The organism is Gordonia sp. SGD-V-85 (assembly GCF_001456905.1).
In the GTDB taxonomy this organism is placed as follows: Bacteria; Actinomycetota; Actinomycetes; order Mycobacteriales; family Mycobacteriaceae; genus Gordonia; species Gordonia hongkongensis.
Map to the genome: position 1 here is coordinate 88,390 of NZ_LNQO01000010.1, position 16,690 is coordinate 105,079.

17 protein-coding genes are annotated in these 16,690 nt (G+C 68.8%); 10 read left to right on the forward strand and 7 right to left on the reverse strand.

All coding sequences use genetic code 11. The features are described from left to right. Positions 1-50 precede the first annotated feature (50 nt). The 3 genes from AS181_RS13650 to AS181_RS13660 are packed head-to-tail and all read left to right on the forward strand — an operon-like array spanning position 51 to position 1,512. Positions 51-455 (forward strand): DUF302 domain-containing protein, encoded by a 405-nt coding sequence (locus tag AS181_RS13650; RefSeq protein WP_058252109.1) that lies wholly within the window; start codon positions 51-53, stop codon positions 453-455. Positions 456-492: 37 nt separating this feature from the next. Continuing rightward, entirely contained in the window at positions 493-1,098 is a 606-nt protein-coding gene (locus AS181_RS13655; RefSeq protein ID WP_058252110.1) for a mycothiol-dependent nitroreductase Rv2466c family protein, read from the forward strand. A gap of 48 nt (positions 1,099-1,146) precedes the next feature. Then, positions 1,147-1,512, forward strand: coding sequence for a DMT family transporter (locus AS181_RS13660; RefSeq protein WP_249146091.1), 366 nt, complete (start codon positions 1,147-1,149; stop codon positions 1,510-1,512). 18 nt (positions 1,513-1,530) lie between these two features. On the opposite strand, the gene AS181_RS13665 is transcribed toward AS181_RS13660, so the two are convergent. From AS181_RS13665 to AS181_RS13675, 3 genes are all read right to left on the reverse strand, one after another. Continuing rightward, positions 1,531-2,298, reverse strand: coding sequence for an HNH endonuclease family protein (locus tag AS181_RS13665; protein ID WP_374193958.1), 768 nt, complete (start codon positions 2,296-2,298; stop codon positions 1,531-1,533). Positions 2,299-2,423: 125 nt separating this feature from the next. Then, positions 2,424-4,670, reverse strand: coding sequence for an ATP-dependent DNA helicase RecG (gene recG / locus AS181_RS13670; protein ID WP_058252112.1), 2,247 nt, complete (start codon positions 4,668-4,670; stop codon positions 2,424-2,426). Further along, positions 4,667-6,316, reverse strand: a complete 1,650-nt coding sequence (locus tag AS181_RS13675; RefSeq protein WP_058252113.1) for a DAK2 domain-containing protein — start codon at positions 6,314-6,316, stop codon at positions 4,667-4,669. The genes recG and AS181_RS13675 overlap by 4 nt, the downstream gene beginning before the upstream one ends. 281 nt (positions 6,317-6,597) lie before the next feature. On the opposite strand from AS181_RS13675, the gene rpmB reads away from it, so the two are divergent. Both rpmB and AS181_RS13685 read left to right on the forward strand, forming a co-directional pair. Then, a complete protein-coding gene (gene rpmB / locus AS181_RS13680) occupies positions 6,598-6,789 on the forward strand; it encodes a 50S ribosomal protein L28 (RefSeq protein ID WP_004023092.1) in 192 nt (63 codons plus the stop codon). A gap of 107 nt (positions 6,790-6,896) precedes the next feature. Next, positions 6,897-7,736 carry an enoyl-CoA hydratase/isomerase family protein gene (locus AS181_RS13685; protein WP_058252114.1) on the forward strand — a complete coding sequence of 280 codons (840 nt, stop codon included), beginning with the start codon at positions 6,897-6,899 and terminating at the stop codon, positions 7,734-7,736. 262 nt (positions 7,737-7,998) lie between these two features. On the opposite strand, the gene AS181_RS13690 is transcribed toward AS181_RS13685, so the two are convergent. Genes AS181_RS13690 through AS181_RS13700 form a run of 3 tightly spaced genes read right to left on the reverse strand, consistent with a single transcriptional unit; the run spans position 7,999 to position 10,302 of the window. After that, positions 7,999-8,682, reverse strand: coding sequence for a uracil-DNA glycosylase (locus AS181_RS13690; protein WP_058252115.1), 684 nt, complete (start codon positions 8,680-8,682; stop codon positions 7,999-8,001). A gap of 26 nt (positions 8,683-8,708) precedes the next feature. After that, the gene (locus AS181_RS13695; RefSeq protein WP_058252116.1) at positions 8,709-9,230 is read right to left on the reverse strand and encodes a gamma carbonic anhydrase family protein; all 522 of its coding nucleotides are present in this window, start codon (positions 9,228-9,230) and stop codon (positions 8,709-8,711) included. 31 nt (positions 9,231-9,261) lie between these two features. Beyond that, positions 9,262-10,302, reverse strand: a complete 1,041-nt coding sequence (locus tag AS181_RS13700; protein ID WP_058252117.1) for a thiamine-phosphate kinase — start codon at positions 10,300-10,302, stop codon at positions 9,262-9,264. A gap of 225 nt (positions 10,303-10,527) precedes the next feature. Between AS181_RS13700 and AS181_RS13705 the strand changes: the two genes are divergently transcribed. Both AS181_RS13705 and AS181_RS13710 read left to right on the forward strand, forming a co-directional pair. Beyond that, positions 10,528-10,773, forward strand: a complete 246-nt coding sequence (locus tag AS181_RS13705; protein ID WP_058252118.1) for an Lrp/AsnC ligand binding domain-containing protein — start codon at positions 10,528-10,530, stop codon at positions 10,771-10,773. A gap of 84 nt (positions 10,774-10,857) precedes the next feature. Beyond that, the gene (locus AS181_RS13710) at positions 10,858-11,451 is read left to right on the forward strand and encodes a DUF3515 domain-containing protein (protein ID WP_058252119.1); all 594 of its coding nucleotides are present in this window, start codon (positions 10,858-10,860) and stop codon (positions 11,449-11,451) included. 14 nt (positions 11,452-11,465) lie between these two features. Here AS181_RS13710 and AS181_RS13715 read toward each other — a convergent pair whose 3' ends face one another. Then, positions 11,466-12,473, reverse strand: coding sequence for an NAD(P)H-dependent glycerol-3-phosphate dehydrogenase (locus tag AS181_RS13715; protein WP_058252120.1), 1,008 nt, complete (start codon positions 12,471-12,473; stop codon positions 11,466-11,468). Positions 12,474-12,618: 145 nt separating this feature from the next. On the opposite strand from AS181_RS13715, the gene cofC reads away from it, so the two are divergent. The 3 genes from cofC to AS181_RS13730 all read left to right on the forward strand — a co-directional run bounded on the left by cofC (position 12,619) and on the right by AS181_RS13730 (position 16,606). After that, a complete protein-coding gene (gene cofC, locus AS181_RS13720) occupies positions 12,619-13,356 on the forward strand; it encodes a 2-phospho-L-lactate guanylyltransferase (protein ID WP_058252192.1) in 738 nt (245 codons plus the stop codon). A 74-nt stretch (positions 13,357-13,430) separates the two neighbouring features. Beyond that, positions 13,431-15,629 (forward strand): RNA degradosome polyphosphate kinase, encoded by a 2,199-nt coding sequence (locus AS181_RS13725; protein WP_058252193.1) that lies wholly within the window; start codon positions 13,431-13,433, stop codon positions 15,627-15,629. A gap of 44 nt (positions 15,630-15,673) precedes the next feature. After that, positions 15,674-16,606 (forward strand): NUDIX hydrolase, encoded by a 933-nt coding sequence (locus AS181_RS13730; protein ID WP_058252121.1) that lies wholly within the window; start codon positions 15,674-15,676, stop codon positions 16,604-16,606. The last annotated feature ends 84 nt before the right edge of the window (positions 16,607-16,690 follow it).

Genomic DNA, 16,690 nt, shown 5'->3' on the forward strand with positions numbered 1-16,690 from the left:
CACCCGAATCGGGTACACGCCCCTTGAGGGCCGACAAGAAAGGACACACGATGTCACTCGCACTGACCACCACGCTGCCGCACCCCTTCCCGGAGGCGGTCGAACGGACCAGAGCCGCGCTCGCCGATCAGGGATTCGGCATCCTCACCGAGATCGACGTCCAGGCGACGCTCAAGACGAAACTCGACGAGGACATGGAGCCGTACCTGATACTCGGCGCGTGCAATCCGCCGCTGGCGCATCGGGCGCTCGGCGTCCAGCGGCAGATCGGGTTGCTGTTGCCGTGCAACGTCGTCGTTCGCTCCGACCCGGGGAACCCCGACCACACGCTGGTCGAGGCGATGAACCCCGATCTCATGGTCCAGGTCTCGGGCGAACCGGACCTCGAACCGGTCGCACGTGATGCCGCGGTGAAGTTGCGCGCCGCGATCGATTCCCTGACCGCACAGTCCTAAACCCCTTGCACATTCGTCCGAGACCACCGGAGTTCTCATGACCCACTTCGATTTCTACTTCGACCCCGTGTGCCCCTTCGCCTGGGCCGCATCGCGATGGCTCATCGATCGGGCTCAGGCACACGATGCCTCCGTCGACTGGCACGTGATGAGTCTGGCCATCCTGAATGAGGACCAGGAGCCGGATTCCGACGAGCAGCGGCAGCAACTCGACACCTCGCGGCGACTCGGACGTGTGTTGATGGCGGCCGTCGACGAGTCCGGGACCGATTCGCTCGAACCCCTCTATTCGGCGATCGGCCGACGGCTCCACCATGCGGGCGACGAGATGACGCCCGCGGCGGTGTCGGAGATCCTCGTCGACACCGGCCTCCCCGCCGGCCTGGCCGAGGCCATGGACGACGAGTCGTTCGACGACGCCCTGCGCGCGTCGCATCAACGCGGCCAGCATGCTCTGGGCGAGGCCGGCGGGAGCCCCATCACCGGGATCGACGGCAACCATTTCTTCGGTCCCGTCCTCTCCGACATCCCGACCGGTGACGAAGCGGACGCACTTTTCTCGTCTCTGGTGACGCTCGCGGGCGTCTCGGCATTCGCACAGGTGAAGCGGCCGGCGGGAGGACCTCCGTCGTTCTCGGACTGATCTCGGCGCGCATCCCGCCCGTCTCCCGCCTACTGTGACGCCGTACAGATGTCCGAAGACGGGAGCGATCGGGAAGTGGCGTGGCTTCTCCTGGTGACCGCGGGTCTGGTCGAGATCATCTACATGGCAGCTCTGGAGAAGTCGAACACCTTCACACGTCCGATGTGGACGGCCCTGTTCATCATCGGGGTGATCGTGAGCATGGCCGGTGTCGCCTACGCGATCCGCTCGATCCCCCTGGGCACGGCCTACGCGGTCTGGGTGGGGATCGGCGCGGTCGGTACCGCGATCTACGGAATCCTGTTCCTGCGAGAACCGGCCGGCCTCGCTCGGCTCGGATGCATCTTCCTCATCCTCACGGGTGTCGTCGGACTGAACCTGTTGCACAACTCGGAGGGCGCGGGCGCGCATTGACGCGGCGGCGCATGGTCGTCAGTCCGCACACCGCAGCGCCTCCGACAGGACGCGTCGGGAGGGCTCGTCGACCGTCAATCTGTATGCAGCCGTGACGGTCACGAACTGTATCGCATACTGGCACCAGAATCCCCGGACCGGCGGCATCCAGCGCGCGGGTTCGGAGTCGCTCTTGTCCTGGTTCGAACGCCCGTCGACGGCAACGAGATTGGCGGGATCGTTCGCGAAGTCCAACCGCCGGTCGGGCGGCCACGCCCACGCTCCCATGTCCCAGGCGTACGACAACGGCACGATGTGGTCGATCTGCACCGCCGACGCGCTCCGATCGCGCCGGAAGACCACGAAGTCGCCGGTGTACGGGCTCCGCAGTTCGCCCGCCAGTACGGCACGCGGACAACTCGACGTCGGGCCGGCTCGGATGTCGCGCAGATCCCGGGCGAGCACGTCGTTACGGGTGTCGCATCCGTTGCCGCCTCCGGGTACGGACGCGGCGTCCGACCACGCGGTGCCGAACGCGGACCGGTCGTAATCCTGTCGGTCGGTACGCCCCGCACTGATCGGGATCGAGGCGAGCAGCGACGCCGCCTGCCCCGCCATCGCCCGAATCCTCGGGTCGGTGTCGGGACCGGCCCGAAAGGCGTCGACGCCGACGGCGACCACCACTGCTGTGACGACCGCGGCGACGAGCACCGCCCACTGCCGTGGCGACCAGGACGGCGAGTCCCGCGGCGTCCAGCGCATCCATCGGATCCGCATGCGGAGTCGTCGCAGCGTCGGCGAACGCATCACCATGCATTCTCAGACGCACACGGCGACCTTCTGGTTCCGTGTGTCGATCGGCCGGGTACCGATGTCGCAGAACGTGGCGCCAGGCGCACCGACACGCGACAACTGGCCTCGGGCCGAGCCGGTCAGGACTTGTCGAGGTACGCGATCTTGTTCGGGACGAGGATTCCGTCGACGAGGTCGGCGAGCGGCCGGTGTTCGAGCAGCGTGATGTCCTCGCTCACCACGTCTTCCGCGAGATCGCGGGCGTCCTCGATGACCTCGACGTCATCGAGCAGGGACAGGAACCGCAACGACGTGTTGACGCCCGACTGTAGGGACCCGAGCAGATCACCCTCCCGCCGTTGCTCGAGATCGACTCGCGCGAGCTCGAATCCGTCGTTCGAACCGGCCACGGCGCGGAGGCGGTCCATCGACGGCGAGCCGTCCCGGGCATTCGTCATCAACAGGCACAGACCCGCATGCCGCCCGCGTCCCACACGACCGCGCAACTGATGCAGCTGGCTCACGCCGAACCGATCGGCATCGACGATGACCATCGTGGTCGCATTGGGCACGTCGACACCCACCTCGATGACGGTGGTGGACACCAGCACGTCCACCTCGCCCCGACCGAAAGCATCCATGACGGCGTTCTTCTCGTCGGCGGGTAGGCGGCCGTGCAGGAGCTCCACGCGTCGGTGCGCGAACGGGCCGGCGACGAGGGCCTCGTACTGCTCGAGGACCGAGGTCGTCCGCGGGCCCTTCTCCTCGTTGTCGTCGGGCTCGGGTTCGGGCCCGTCGCCGATGCGCGAGCACACGACATAGACTTGACGGCCGGCGTCGATCTCCTCGTTGGCGCGCGACCACACCCGGTCGACCCATGAGGATTTCCCGGTGGGCACCACCGACGTGGTGATCGGCTGCCGGCCGCGCGGCAGCTCCCGGAGGACCGAGGTCTCGAGGTCACCGAAGGCGGTCATGGCGACGGTCCGCGGGATCGGCGTCGCGGTCATCACGAGGAAATGCGGTATCCGTCCGTCGCGACCCTTGCCGCGCAACACATCTCGCTGCTCCACGCCGAAGCGGTGCTGTTCGTCGATCACGACGAGTCCGAGGTCGAAGAACTCGACCTTGTCCTCGAGGAGCGCGTGGGTCCCGATCACGATCCCGGCCTGGCCCGTCACCACGTCGAGGAGCGTCTCGCGCCGGCCCTTGGTCTTCATCGAACCCGTCAGCAGCGCGAGGCGCGTCGCGCCGTCGGCCGCGGTCAGTTCGCCCGCCTCGGCGAGGTCGCCCAGCATCGTCTTCATCGTCCGGTAGTGCTGTGCGGCAAGCACTTCCGTCGGGGCCAGGATGGCACACTGGTACCCGTTGTCGACGACCCGCAGCATTGCCAGCAACGACACGAGTGTCTTCCCGGACCCGACCTCGCCCTGTAACAGCCGCGACATCGGCTGCGCGCGGGCCAGATCCTCGGCGAGCTCCTCCCCCACCTCGACCTGACCGTTGGTCAGGGTGAACGGGAGTCGGTCACGCAACTTGTCCTCGAGACCGCCGGGCACGCGTGGACACGGTGGCGCCGACTCGCTCCGCCCCGCCAGCCGGCGCTGCGCCAGCACGGTCTGGATGGCCAGCGCCTCATCGAACTTCAGCCGATGGGCGGCGACCTTCACGTCGTCCTCGGCATCGGGCAGGTGGATCTTGCGGATCGCCTCGTCGGTGCTGACGAGACCCCGCGCGCGGCGTTCGGCTTCGGTGAGTGCGTCGGGAATCGGCGCGCTCTCACTCAGGACCCGACGGACCGCGCCGAGGATGTCCCAGGTCTGAATGTTCTTGTTGGCCGGGTACATCGGCAGGATGTCGCGGTCGAACATGGTGACCAGGGGGTGATCGCCGCGCTCTCCGGTGATCTGCTCCTCGATCGCGTACATCTCGGTCAGCATCTTGGAACCGACGACGTCCTCGATCTCCGGATCGCCGTCGGGAAGGATCATCCATTCCGGATGCGACAACTGGATCTGGTCGCGGAAGTACTTGACCGCGCCGGCCATCATCACCCGTGCACCGGGTCGGAACAGCCCCTTGAGGCGGTGGGCGTTGAAGAAGCTGGCCTCGTAGACGTCGTTGTCGTCGGTGACCTTCACCTTGAGGAACGACCCTTTGCGGCTCCTCATCTTGATGAGATCGGACTTGGTGATCCGTCCGACGATCGTCAGCCACTCACCCGGTTCGGGCCGCTCCTGGTCGACCACGTGGCCGCGTCGGATGTACCGGCGGGGCGTGTACCGCAACAGCTCCCCGACCGTGTGCACGCCGACGGTGGCGAGCTGTTCGGCGGGCTTGGTCCCCAGGACGTCGGACAGCGAATCCGACAGTGCCAGTTCGGTCACTCCACACCCACCTGGACGAGATCGGTGCGCTGTCCGGTGCGGTACACCGCCAATTCGATGCCGGGGTAGCTGCGCCGCATCTGCTCCTCGACGGCCTCGAGGGCGGCCTCGTCGACCTCGACCCCGGCGAGCACCGTGACGAGCTCGCCTCCGGTGGAGAGCATGAGGTCGACGAGGGCGGTGCACGCCGACGTCTGATCCGGCGCCACGACGAGCACGTCGTCGCCGATCAGCCCCAGCACGTCACCGACCTCGCTCATCCCCGCCAGCGTCATCATCCTCGTGGTTGCCGACTGCAGCGATCCCCAGCGTGCCCCGGCGGCGGCCTCGGCCATCGCGTAGGCGTCGACGTCGGGGACCTCGCTCGGATCGTGCACGGCGAGAGCGGCGAGGCACTGGGTCATCGACGACGTCGGCAGCATCAGGACCGAACGCTGGGTGGACCGCACCTCGGTGGCGACCGTGACGAGATCCTGCGATGTCAATGCGCCGTTGGCCATGACGACGACGTGCGCGCTGTCGGTGTCGCGGATCGCGCGGCCCAGCTCGTGGGCGGAGAGTCCGTCGTCGGCGCGCAGCACGACCGCACCGGCCTCGCCGAACAGTTCGGCCGCGCCGTCACCGGACACGACGACCACCACGGCCCGTTTGTGCCGAGGCGGCGGCTCAGCCGAATCCGCCTGTGTGCGAATGGCATCGAGCGCGAAGCAGGTGATCCGGACATCCGAGAGCTGCCCGATGCCCGCGCCGGCCTCGACCGCCGCACCCGGGTGGCAGGTGTGAACGTGTACCGAGAAGCGTTCGCCCTCACCGCTGGAACTGTCGCCGACGATCACCACCGCGTCGCCGAGTTCGTCCAGACGTTCGCGCAGTTCGGCGATCTGCTCACCGGCCGCGCCGTCGAGGAGGTACATGACCTCGAAATCCTGGTCGCTCCCGTCGAGGCAGCTGTCGTCCGGTCCGTGACCCAGTGTGGTGCTGTCGGTGAGGATGCCCCGGTAACGCCGGCGGCGGTGCGAGACGCCGGTGATGACCTTGACCATGGCGTCCACGATCGCGAGGAAGCCACGCCCGCCCGCGTCCACCACGCCCGCGTTCGCGAGCACCGACAGCTGTTCCGGGGTGCGTTCGAGCGCTTCGGCGCAGTCGTCGGCGACGGCGCGCACCTGGTCGGCCGGGGACTCGTGCTCGTGCGCCGCGGCCGATTCGGCGGCGACCCGCACCAGCGTGAGGACCGTACCCTCGCGCGGTTCGCTCACCGCACGGGTCGCCGCGAGCGAACCGAGACGCAGACCCAGCGTCGACAACTCGGCGAAGGTCAGGGCGTCGGTGTCGCCCAGGATCTCCGCACCGTCCGCGAGTCCGACCAGCACCTGCGAGAGGATGATCCCCGAGTTGCCCCGCGCCTGCGCCACCGCGCCGTCGGCCATCGCGCGGGCGACCTCGGGCAGCGACGCGTCGGGCGGCGCCTTCTCGACCGCCTCGGCCGCGGCCCGCATCGTGAAGAGCATGTTGCTCCCGGTGTCCGAATCGGGGATCGGGAACACGTTGAGGTCGTTGATCTCGCCGCGCAGCGACTCGAGCTGTTCGACCGAGACTCGGGCCCAATCGCGCAGCAACTGCGGGTTGACGGTGCGGGCGATCACACGGTGGCTCTTTCTCGCAGACGCGGCGCGCGACGTACTGTGCTCTCGCGCGCAACGTGACCGGCTGATGAGGTTGTGGGCAAGGTTACTCGGGGTGTCCGACCGTGCGGCGCGACCGAGCGGGACCGGGTGGCGGATCGGCTCGGATTTGGTCACGCCACCACGACCTGGTTATCCTTGCAGGGTTGCCTTTCGCCTCGAGCGCGCACACCCACCGGTGGTGCCGATCGATCCGAGCGGCTGACCACCAGACCATGATCATCTACCAAGGGAGTTCGACGATGGCTGCCGTCTGCGATATTTGCGGCAAGGGCCCGGGCTTCGGCAAGTCGGTGTCTCACTCGCACCGCCGTACCAACCGCCGCTGGAACCCGAACATCCAGTCCGTTCGCGTGGAGGTCGCCCCCGGCAACCGCAAGCGCAAGAACGTCTGCACCTCCTGCCTGAAGGCCGGCAAGACCGCAGCTGTCTGACCTCCTCGCCCGTCCGCGGGTGGGAGTTCGAGAGCACGAGACCCGATGCCATGAGCGCAAGCTCCCCGGCATCGGGTCTTTGGTGTGTGCGCGATAGGGTTTCGCGCATGGCCTCATCGAACCCCACCACCCCCGCTGCCGTAGACGCCTCCGACGCTCTGGTGCACGAGCGCAACGGCGTCCTCACCATCGCGGTCTCGACGACAGGTGCGGGCAACTCGCTCGACGACGCCGCCCTCGCCGCGGGAACCCAGGCACTGCGCGAGGTCGCGCGTGGACAGCGTGACGTGGGGGCGGTCCTGCTCGTCGGGCTGGGCAAGAACTTCTGCGCCGGCGGCAACGTCCGCGCCTTCGCCGGTGCGGACGACCGCCCGACCTATCTGCGCGAGATCGCCGACAACTTCCATCAGCTCGTCGGCGCCCTGTACGAGGCGGACCGCCCCGTCGTCGTCGCCGCGAAGGGCTGGGCCGCCGGCGCGGGCATGTCGCTGGTGTTGCACGCCGACGTCGCCGTCGGTGGTCCGTCGACCCGGCTGCGGCCCGCCTACCGCGGTATCGGTCTCACCCCCGACGGGGGTCTCACCTGGACCCTCCCCCGCGCTGTCGGCGCTGCCCGGGCACGCCAGATCATCTTGACCGACCGCGTCATCAGCGCCGACGAGGCCCAGCAGTGGGGGCTGCTGTCGGAGATCGTCGCCGACGACGAGGTCGATTCCGCCGCGCGCACGTCCGCCGAGGCCATCGCGTCGGGTCCCCGTGACGCCGACGCGATGACCAAGCATCTGTTGTCCGTCTCCGCCGACACCACGCTGGTCGAGCACCTCGCCCTCGAAGCCCGCTCCATCTCCGAACGGTCCGGACTGCCCGAGGGCATCGAGGGAGTCGACGCCTTCGTCGGCAAGCGCGCGCCGGACTTCACCCGGGGCCGCGCCACCACCGCCCCCTGATCCGAAAGAACGACATGACCATTGCTCCCTGAGGTGCGAGGAGCGCCAGCGACGAGCCACGAAGGGCCTGGTGAGACAGGTTGCGGAGCCCTTCGTGGCTCGCTTCGCTCGCACCTCAGGGAGCAGAGATGTGGACGCTCAAGAGTGTTCTTTCACGATCCACGACGGCCGCCAGGCCGCAGGTACTGAGGTGCGAGGAGCGCCAGCCGCCGGGCCGAGCAAGCGACGAAGGAGCGCGTCGAGGTCGACGAGCCTCGAAGGGTCACGGCAGACGCCACTCCACCGGTTCGGCCCCGAGGTCCATCAGTTCCTCGTTGGCCCGGCTGAAGGGTCGGGACCCGAAGAACCCGCGCGAGGCCGACAACGGTGACGGATGCGCCGACACGATGGTCGGGACGTCGGGCAGCCACTTCTCCAGTCCCGCGGCGTCCCGGCCCCACAGGATCGCGACGAGCGGCTCGTCGCGGGCGGCAAGCGCCTTGATCGCGCACTCGGTCACCTCTTCCCAGCCCTTCCCCCGGTGAGAGGCCGGCTCGCCGGGGGCCACCGTGAGCACGCGGTTCAGCAGCAGCACGCCGTTGTCCGCCCACGGCGTGAGATCCCCGGTGGTCGGCATGGGGTAACCGAGATCGGCGCAGTACTCGGTGTAGATGTTCGTCAGGGAACGCGGGATCGGGCGCACGTCGGGCGCCACCGAGAAGCTCAGTCCGACGGCGTGTCCGGGCGTCGGGTATGGATCCTGCCCGACGATCAGCACGCGCACGCCGTCGAGGGGGCGCGTGAATGCCCGCAGGACATGTTGTCCCGCAGGCAGATAGCGCCGCCCCTCGGCGATCTCGGTGCGCAGGAACCGGCCCATCTCGGTGATGAGCGGCTCGACCGGGGCGAGCGCCTGCGCCCAGCCCGGGTCGATCAGTTCGGCAAGGGGTTTGGGTGGTGCGGTCACTCGATTGCCTCCGTCGTGGGCGGTCGTCAGTCCAGTCGTTTCAGGGCGGTGCGATAGTGCTGCGCGTTCTGGAAGTACATCTCGCAGTTGAGTTCGGTGTGCCCCTCCGGTACCTCGTAGCCGTCGCGGAGCCGGGCCGGTACACCGAGCGCCATCCGTCGCGAGGGGACGTCGAACTTGAACGGGACCACCGCGCCGGCTCCGACGATCGCGCCGTCGCCGACCGTGGACCCGTTCAGGACCACCGATCCCGAGGCGATGAGGCAGTCGTTTCCGATCGTCGCGCCCTCGATGTGCGCGTTGTGTCCGACGACGCACCGTTCGCCGATCACGGTCGGGTCGAGAACCGTGCAGTGGATGACGGTGCCGTCCTGGATGTTGCTGCGGGCGCCGACGGTGATGGTCCCGTAGTCGCCGCGGAGTACCGCGCCCGGCCACACCGAGACACCGTCGCCCAGGGTGACCGCGCCGATCACCACCGCGTCCGGGTGCACGTAGGTGTCCTGTCCCAGGACCGGTTCTCGGTCGTCGAGTGCGTAGATCGCCATGAGGCGACTCTAATGGTGCGTCCCGGGGACCTCAGTCACCAGTCGGGTCGGCGAAGGACTGCCACCCGTGCAGTTCGAGACCGTCGGGCCCGCCGACCCGGCGGTCGTCGACCCAGACCTCGGGCGCCGACGAGGACTTCTCCCCCACCGAGCCGATGACGGTCCACCCCGGCGGCACCGTGGGCCCGCCGAACGCCGCGAGCAGGTGATGGTCCTCGCCGCCGGCCAGTACCCAGCGGTCGACGTCCGCCCCGAGTTCGCTTGCCGCGGCAGCCAGATCCGGGCGCCGCGGTACGGCGTCGCCATGCACGGTCATGGCGACCTGGGCAGCCCTCGACATCGTGAGCAGTTCCTCGACCAGACCGTCGGAAATGTCGGTCATGGCGTGCGCACCTGCCGCCGCGGCGACCGGCCCCTGGGCTAGGTCGGGTTTCGGAACTCGGTGCAGTGCAACCAGTTCCGACCAATCGCTGACCACCGGACGCGGATCGGACAGCACCGCGAGTCCCGCGGCGCTGGCCCCCAGCGGACCGCTCACCGCGAGGACGTCACCAGGCCGGGCACCGCCCAGCGAGACCGGGGGCCGGCCCTCGAGCGCGCCGACCGCGGTGACACTCACCACCACCTGACCGGCCGCGACGAGGTCGCCGCCCAGCACCCGGGCCCCCTGTCCGTGTGCCGCGCGGACCACGCCGTCGTTGAGGTCGAGGACGACGCCGACCGGCGTGTCCGACGGACACGCGATGGACACGACGAGACCCGTTGTGCGGCCGCCCATCGCGGCGACGTCGGCGGCACTCTGCACCACCGCGCGGGCGCCGACCTGCTCCGGCGTCGACCAGTCGAATCGGAAGTGGCGCCCCTCGACGACGGTGTCGGTGCTGATCACCGCCGATCCCCCGATGTCGAGAACGGCTGCGTCGTCACCGGATCCGATCACGATGTCGTCGGCGGGCTCACCAGAGGTCGCGGACGCGGTCAACGCGGCGATCACGGCACGCTCACCGATCGCCCCGACCGTGTCGGTCCGGTCGATCGCGCGGTCCTGCCGACCTGTCTCGTCGAAGGTCACTCGTCGGGGCCTTTCCTCTTCCGGTCGCGCGCGCACGGGGTTGTCGGTGACAATGTGTGCCACAGTGTATGGGGCCGCCGGGCGAGAGCGATCCGCAACAGTCCGGCCGCCCGCGGCAGTCGTGCACTGCCCGACGACCGCGCATGCGCCGAGCCGCCGGTACGACAGCCCGTGTCGACGATGTGCCCCATACGATGTGGCCCGGGAACGACACAGACGGAGAGGATGTCCGTGGTTCAGGCATACATACTGATCCAGACCGAGGTCGGCAGGGCCGCCCTCGCAGCCGCGACCATCGCCGAGATCGCCGGGGTCGCCTCGTCGGAAGAGGTCAGTGGGCCGTACGACGTGATCGTCCGGGTCGACGCCTCCGATGCCACCCACCTGACCGAGAACGTGGTTCCGCAGATCCAGAAGGTGGACGGGATCACCCGCACCCTGACCTGCCCGGTGGTCCCCACGACGCGCTGAGGGGCGTCGGCCGGCCGCCGACGACGGGTGATCCTGACGGGTCCCCGTGCGCGGGTTCGGCAGACCGACTCCTACTGTTGTGGGGTGACGTCAGCAGGTTCGGATGACACCCAGCAGGATCCCGTCGACGGCGAATCCGCCGAGGACTCCGCGCGGTATGGCGGCGGCGGACGTCTCAGCCCCGCACTCGTCGCGACCCTGGTAGCCATTCCCGTGATGGTGCTCGCCGGCTTCATCGTGTTCGCCGCGCTGCGCCCCGATCCGGTGACCCCGATCGAGTCCTACGACTCCGTCGGCCCGGTCGCCGCGGAGTGCACCCGCTTGCTCACCGAAGCACCGGACACCTTCGAGGGTTTCGGCACCAAAGAGGTCTCCGGCGACCGCGCGACGTGGCCGTCGACCGGCCCGGGCGACGACATGACACTTCGGTGCGGGGTGACCCGACCTGCCGAGCTGTCTCCCACCAGCAATCTCCAGGAGATCCACGCCGCCGGCCAGGCCGGGGTCCAGTGGTTCATCACGGACACGGTCGACGGCTCGGGCCAGGCCTATGTGTGCGTCGACCACCGACCCTATGTCGCGATGTGGATTCCGACGAACGCCGGCAACGGACCCATCACCGACATCTCGGGACTGATCGACCGCACCCTCGAACGGGGACCGCTCGACTTCGGCTGATCGGCGGCGGGCGCTCAGTCCCGGTAGATCTCCGGCTTGGTGCTGCGGCCCAACAGCGAATTGACCGCGTCGGCCACCGACATGCCGTCGTGACAGACCTGGTGGACCGCGTCGGTGAGCGGCATCGGCACCTGGTGTCGCTCGGCCAGCGCACGCACCGACGAGCACGACTTGACGCCCTCGGCGACCTGCCCGTTGGTGGCCTCCTGAGCCTGCGCCATGGTGGCACCCTCCCCCAGCCGCGCGCCGAACGTGCGGTTGCGCGACAACGGCGACGAACACGTCGCGACGAGATCCCCGATCCCGGCGAGACCCGCCAGCGTCTCGATCTGCGCGCCCACCGCGACACCCAACCGGATCGTCTCGGCGAGCCCACGAGTGATGATCGTCGCCAGGGTGTTCTGACCGAACCCGATGCCGCTGGCCATCCCGCAGGCCAGCGCGATGACGTTCTTCGCAGAGCCGCCGATCTCACATCCGACGACGTCGGTGTTGGTGTACGGCCGGAAGTATCGCGTACTGAACGCGCTCTGCAGCGTCACCGCCCGCGCCTCGTCGGCACAGGCGATCACGGTCGCCGCCGGTTGACCCTCCGCGATCTCGCGTGCCAGGTTCGGCCCGGTCAGCACCGCGATCCGGTCGTCGGCGACACCGGTCACCTCGGCGATGACCTCACTCATCCGTAGCAGGGTGTTGGATTCGATGCCCTTGGCGAGCGACACCAGCGACGCATCCGACCCGATGTAGGGCGTCCACTGCGTCAGGTTGGGGCGCAACGACTGCGACGGGACACCGCAGACGACGACGTCGGCGCCGAGCAGCGCATCGACCGCCGAACTCGTCGCGGTGAGCGCGGCGGGCAGCGCGATGCCGGGTAGATAGTCGGCGTTGACGTGCTCGGTGTTGATCGCCTCGGCGAGTTCGGGTCGCCGCGCCCAGATCACGGTGTCGGTACCGGCATCGACCAGCACCTTCGCCACCGAGGTTCCCCAAGAACCCGCACCCATCACCGCCGCGCGCACCGCAACCTCCCACCGGGCAAGCCCAATTCCGTATTCCCACCGCCGGCGCCGGCCGGACGGCCGACCCTGCTCACCCTAGTGCCCTGCCGGGTATGGCCGACCCGGAATGTCACCGACCAGGGGTCGGTGCATCATGATGGTCGGCATGGAACACAGCACCGTCGGCGCGGGCGCCGACTCGACGATCGTCGACGCGGGGGGCAACGAGCCCGTCGCGACGTCGGTCGCGGCCGTGCTGGCGGTCAAGAATCTGCACCGCGCGAAGTCACGACTGGCGGCGACGCTGTCCACCGCATTCGAGGGTGACGACCCCGTCGCCCGGGGTTCCCTCGTCCTGGCGATGTTCCTCGACACCGTCGACGCCCTGCGCGGCGCCGGGATCTCTCGGCTCGTCGTCGTCAGCCCCGACGACGAGGTACTCGCCGCGGCGCGGCGCTCGGGCATGCGCGGCCTGCGGGAGTCGCCGCACCGGTCACCGACTGACGCCGGTCTCAACTCCGCGTTCGTCGACGGTGCGCGCTGGGCGCGCGAGGCGTGGCCCGAGTCGACGGGCCTGATGTACGTGCAGGCCGATCTGCCGGCGGCGACGAGCACGTCCGTCGCCGCCGTGTTGCGCGCCGCCGGTGAACACCGCTCGAGCTTCGTCACCGACCGGGACGGATCCGGGACGGTGCTGCTGCACGGCACCGGTACCGACGTCCCCGCTCCCCGCTTCGGGCCCGGTTCGGCGGCCGCCCACCGGGCCGCCGGCGCCGTCGAACTCGACCCGGCCGGCCGGGAGTGGGCCGACCTGCGCACCGACGTCGACACCGCGGCGGACCTGGGCGTCGCCCGCGAGCTCGGCCTCGGACCGCACACCGTCGCTGCGCTGCGTCATCTCTGACCCCGACCCGCACTCGACAAGCGTCCGACCGGCGGGCGTGTACGCCGGGGACGGCGATGGGTCATCATTGGGGGGTGAGCCCCGCCGACGATGACGTATCGCAGACCGCCACGGTCACCACGACACCGATCCCGCACGCCCCGCCGGCCGCCACCCTGGTGCCCGACGAATCCGCCGACCTGCCCGAGGACCGTTACCTCAACCGGGAATTGAGCTGGCTGGACTTCAACTCCCGGGTGCTCGCGCTCGCCGAGGACATCTCCCTGCCGCTCCTCGATCGTGCGAAGTTCCTCGCCATCTTCGCCTCGAACCTCGACGAGTTCTTCATGGTGCGGGTGGCCGGACTCAAGCGGCGCGACGAGACCGGCCTGTCGGTCCGGTCCGCCGACGGCCTGTCGCCGCGAGAACAACTCATGCGCATCGCCGGACGCGCGCAGACCGTCGCCGACCGGCACGCGCGCGTCTTCCTCGATTCGGTCCGACCGGCGTTCGCCGACAACGACATCTACGTGGTGTCCTGGTCGCAGCTCACCGCCGAGCAGCAGGCGCGGATGACCGATTATTTCCAGGACGAGGTATTTCCGGTCCTGACGCCCCTGGCGGTCGACCCCGCTCATCCGTTCCCGTACATCAGCGGGTTGTCGCTGAACCTCGCGGTCACGGTCCGCGACGTCAACGAGAGCGGCGAGCACTTCGCGCGGGTCAAGGTACCGGACAACGTGAACCGCTTCATCCGCGTCGACCGGCTGTCGCCCGCTCGGGCGCCCGACGACGACAAGGCCGCCAGGAGCGCGGTGTTCCTACCGTTGGAGAGTCTGATCGCGGCTAACCTCGGGACGTTGTTCCCGGGTATGGAAATCGTTGAGCACCACGTCTTCCGGATCACCCGCAACGCCGACTTCGAGGTCGAAGAGGACCGCGACGAGGACCTCCTCCAGGCGCTCGAGCGGGAACTCGCGCGCCGTCGGTTCGGCTCGCCGGTGCGGCTCGAGGTCGCCGACGACATGAGCGAGCACATGCTCGAGTTGTTGCTGCGCGAGCTCGAGGTGGACCCCGCCGACGTCATCCAGGTGCCCGGACTCCTCGATCTGTCATCACTTTTCGAGATCTACGCGCTCGACCGCCCGCATCTCAAGGACCGTCCGTTCGTCCCCGCCACCCACCCCGCGTTCGGCGAGCGAGAGACACCCAAGAGCGTGTTCTCTACTCTTCGCGACGGTGACGTACTCGTCCACCATCCGTACGACTCGTTCTCGACGAGCGTGCAGCGGTTCATCGAGCAGGCCGCGGCCGACCCGCAGGTCCTGGCCATCAAGCAGACGCTGTACCGCACCTCCGGCGACTCCCCGATCGTCAACGCGCTCATCGACGCCGCCGAGGCCGGGAAGCAGGTCGTCGCGCTGGTGGAGATCAAGGCCCGCTTCGACGAGCAGGCGAACATCAAGTGGGCCCGCAAACTGGAACAGGCCGGCGTCCACGTCGTCTACGGCCTCGTCGGTTTGAAGACCCACTGCAAGACCTGCCTGGTGGTGCGTCGCGAGGGCTCGACGATCAAGCGGTACTGCCACATCGGGACCGGCAACTACAACCCGAAGACCGCGCGGCTCTACGAGGACGTGGGCCTGCTGACCGCCGCCCCCGACATCGGCGCCGACCTGACCGACCTGTTCAACACCTTGACCGGTTACTCCCGCAAGCAGGAGTACCGCAACATCCTCGTTGCGCCGCACGGCATCCGGGCGGGCATCATCAAACGGATCCATCGCGAGATCGAGCTGTTCCGCGACGGCGACACGCGCGCGAGAATCCAGCTCAAGGCGAATGCACTGGTCGACGAGCAGGTGATCGATGCGCTGTACCGGGCCTCGCAGAGCGGGGTACCCGTCGATGTCGTGGTCCGTGGCATCAGCGCGCTGCGGCCCGGGGTCGAGGGTTACAGCGACAACATCCACGTGCGGTCGATCCTGGGGCAGTTCCTCGAGCACTCCCGAATCCTGTATTTCGGTGCGCAGAACGAGTACTGGTTCGGCAGCGCGGACATGATGCACCGCAATCTCGATCGGCGCGTGGAGGTCATGGTGAACGTCCGTGACGAGCGTCTGGCCGGTGAACTCGGTGACATCTTCGCCTCCGCCCTCGATCCGCGGACCCGCTGCTGGGTCCTGCAGTCCGACGGGAGCTGGGTGGCCTCACCCGCCGAGGGCGAAGAGGTGCGCGACCATCAGCGACAGATGATGCGGCGCAATCGTCGTCGGCCGGAGACCAGTTCGTGACCGGCACCGACGCGTAACCTTCGACCTCTACGATCACCATCGACATGGCGAAGAAGACTAATGAGGTGTGGGCCGCCGGCGGTGTGGTCTGGCGACCGGTTGTCCCCGGTCCGACCGGGAACGATGCCGCCGAGATCGACGATGTCGAGATCGCGGTCGTCCACCGCCCCGAGTACGACGACTGGACGCTGCCCAAGGGAAAGGCCGAGCCGGGCGAGACCCTCATCGACACGGCGGTGCGCGAGATCGCCGAGGAGACGGGCCAACACGTCGTTCTCGGCCGGCACCTGGACGACGTCCACTACGACCTCGGCAGTACCCGCAAGCATGTGCGCTACTGGTCGGCGCGAGCGTCCGACGGAGAGTTCGTCGCCGGGCACGAGGTCGACGAGCTGCGGTGGCTCTCCGTCGACGAGGCCCGGGAGATGTTGAGCTATCCGCTCGATCGCACGATCCTCGAGGAGTTCGTGCGGCTACCCGCGGACCTGCACACGTTCCTGTTGGTACGGCACGCCAAGGCCGGCCGGCGCTCGACCTACAAGGGCGACGACCGGTTGCGGCCCCTCGACAAACTCGGCCGGGCGCAAGCCGCCGCCCTCGCCCCATTGCTGATTGCGTTCGGGGCGAGCCGGGTGCACTCGGCCGATCGCGTCCGCTGTGAGCAGACCCTGGAACCGCTACGCGACCGGCTGGGGGTCGAGTTGCACAGCGAGCCGGATCTGTCGGAGGAGACGTATCGGACCAATCCGGCAGCGGCGCAACGCCGGATCCTCGAACTCGCCGCCGACACGACGTCGACCCTGGCGGTCTGCAGTCAGGGCAAGGTGATCCCGCCCCTCATGGACTGGTGGTCCGAGCGCGACTCGATCCCGCTTCCCAAGGCCTCCAACCGCAAGGGCAGTGTGTGGGTTCTGTCCCTGTTCGACGGCCGGCTGGTGGCGGCCGATCACATCGCCGGGCCGCTCCCGACAGCCTGAGTCCCGCGCCCCCCGCCGGTTGACCCCGAACACGATTCAGCCCCCGGCGGGGGAAGTACGCCGGGGGCTGAATTGTGGTCGTCG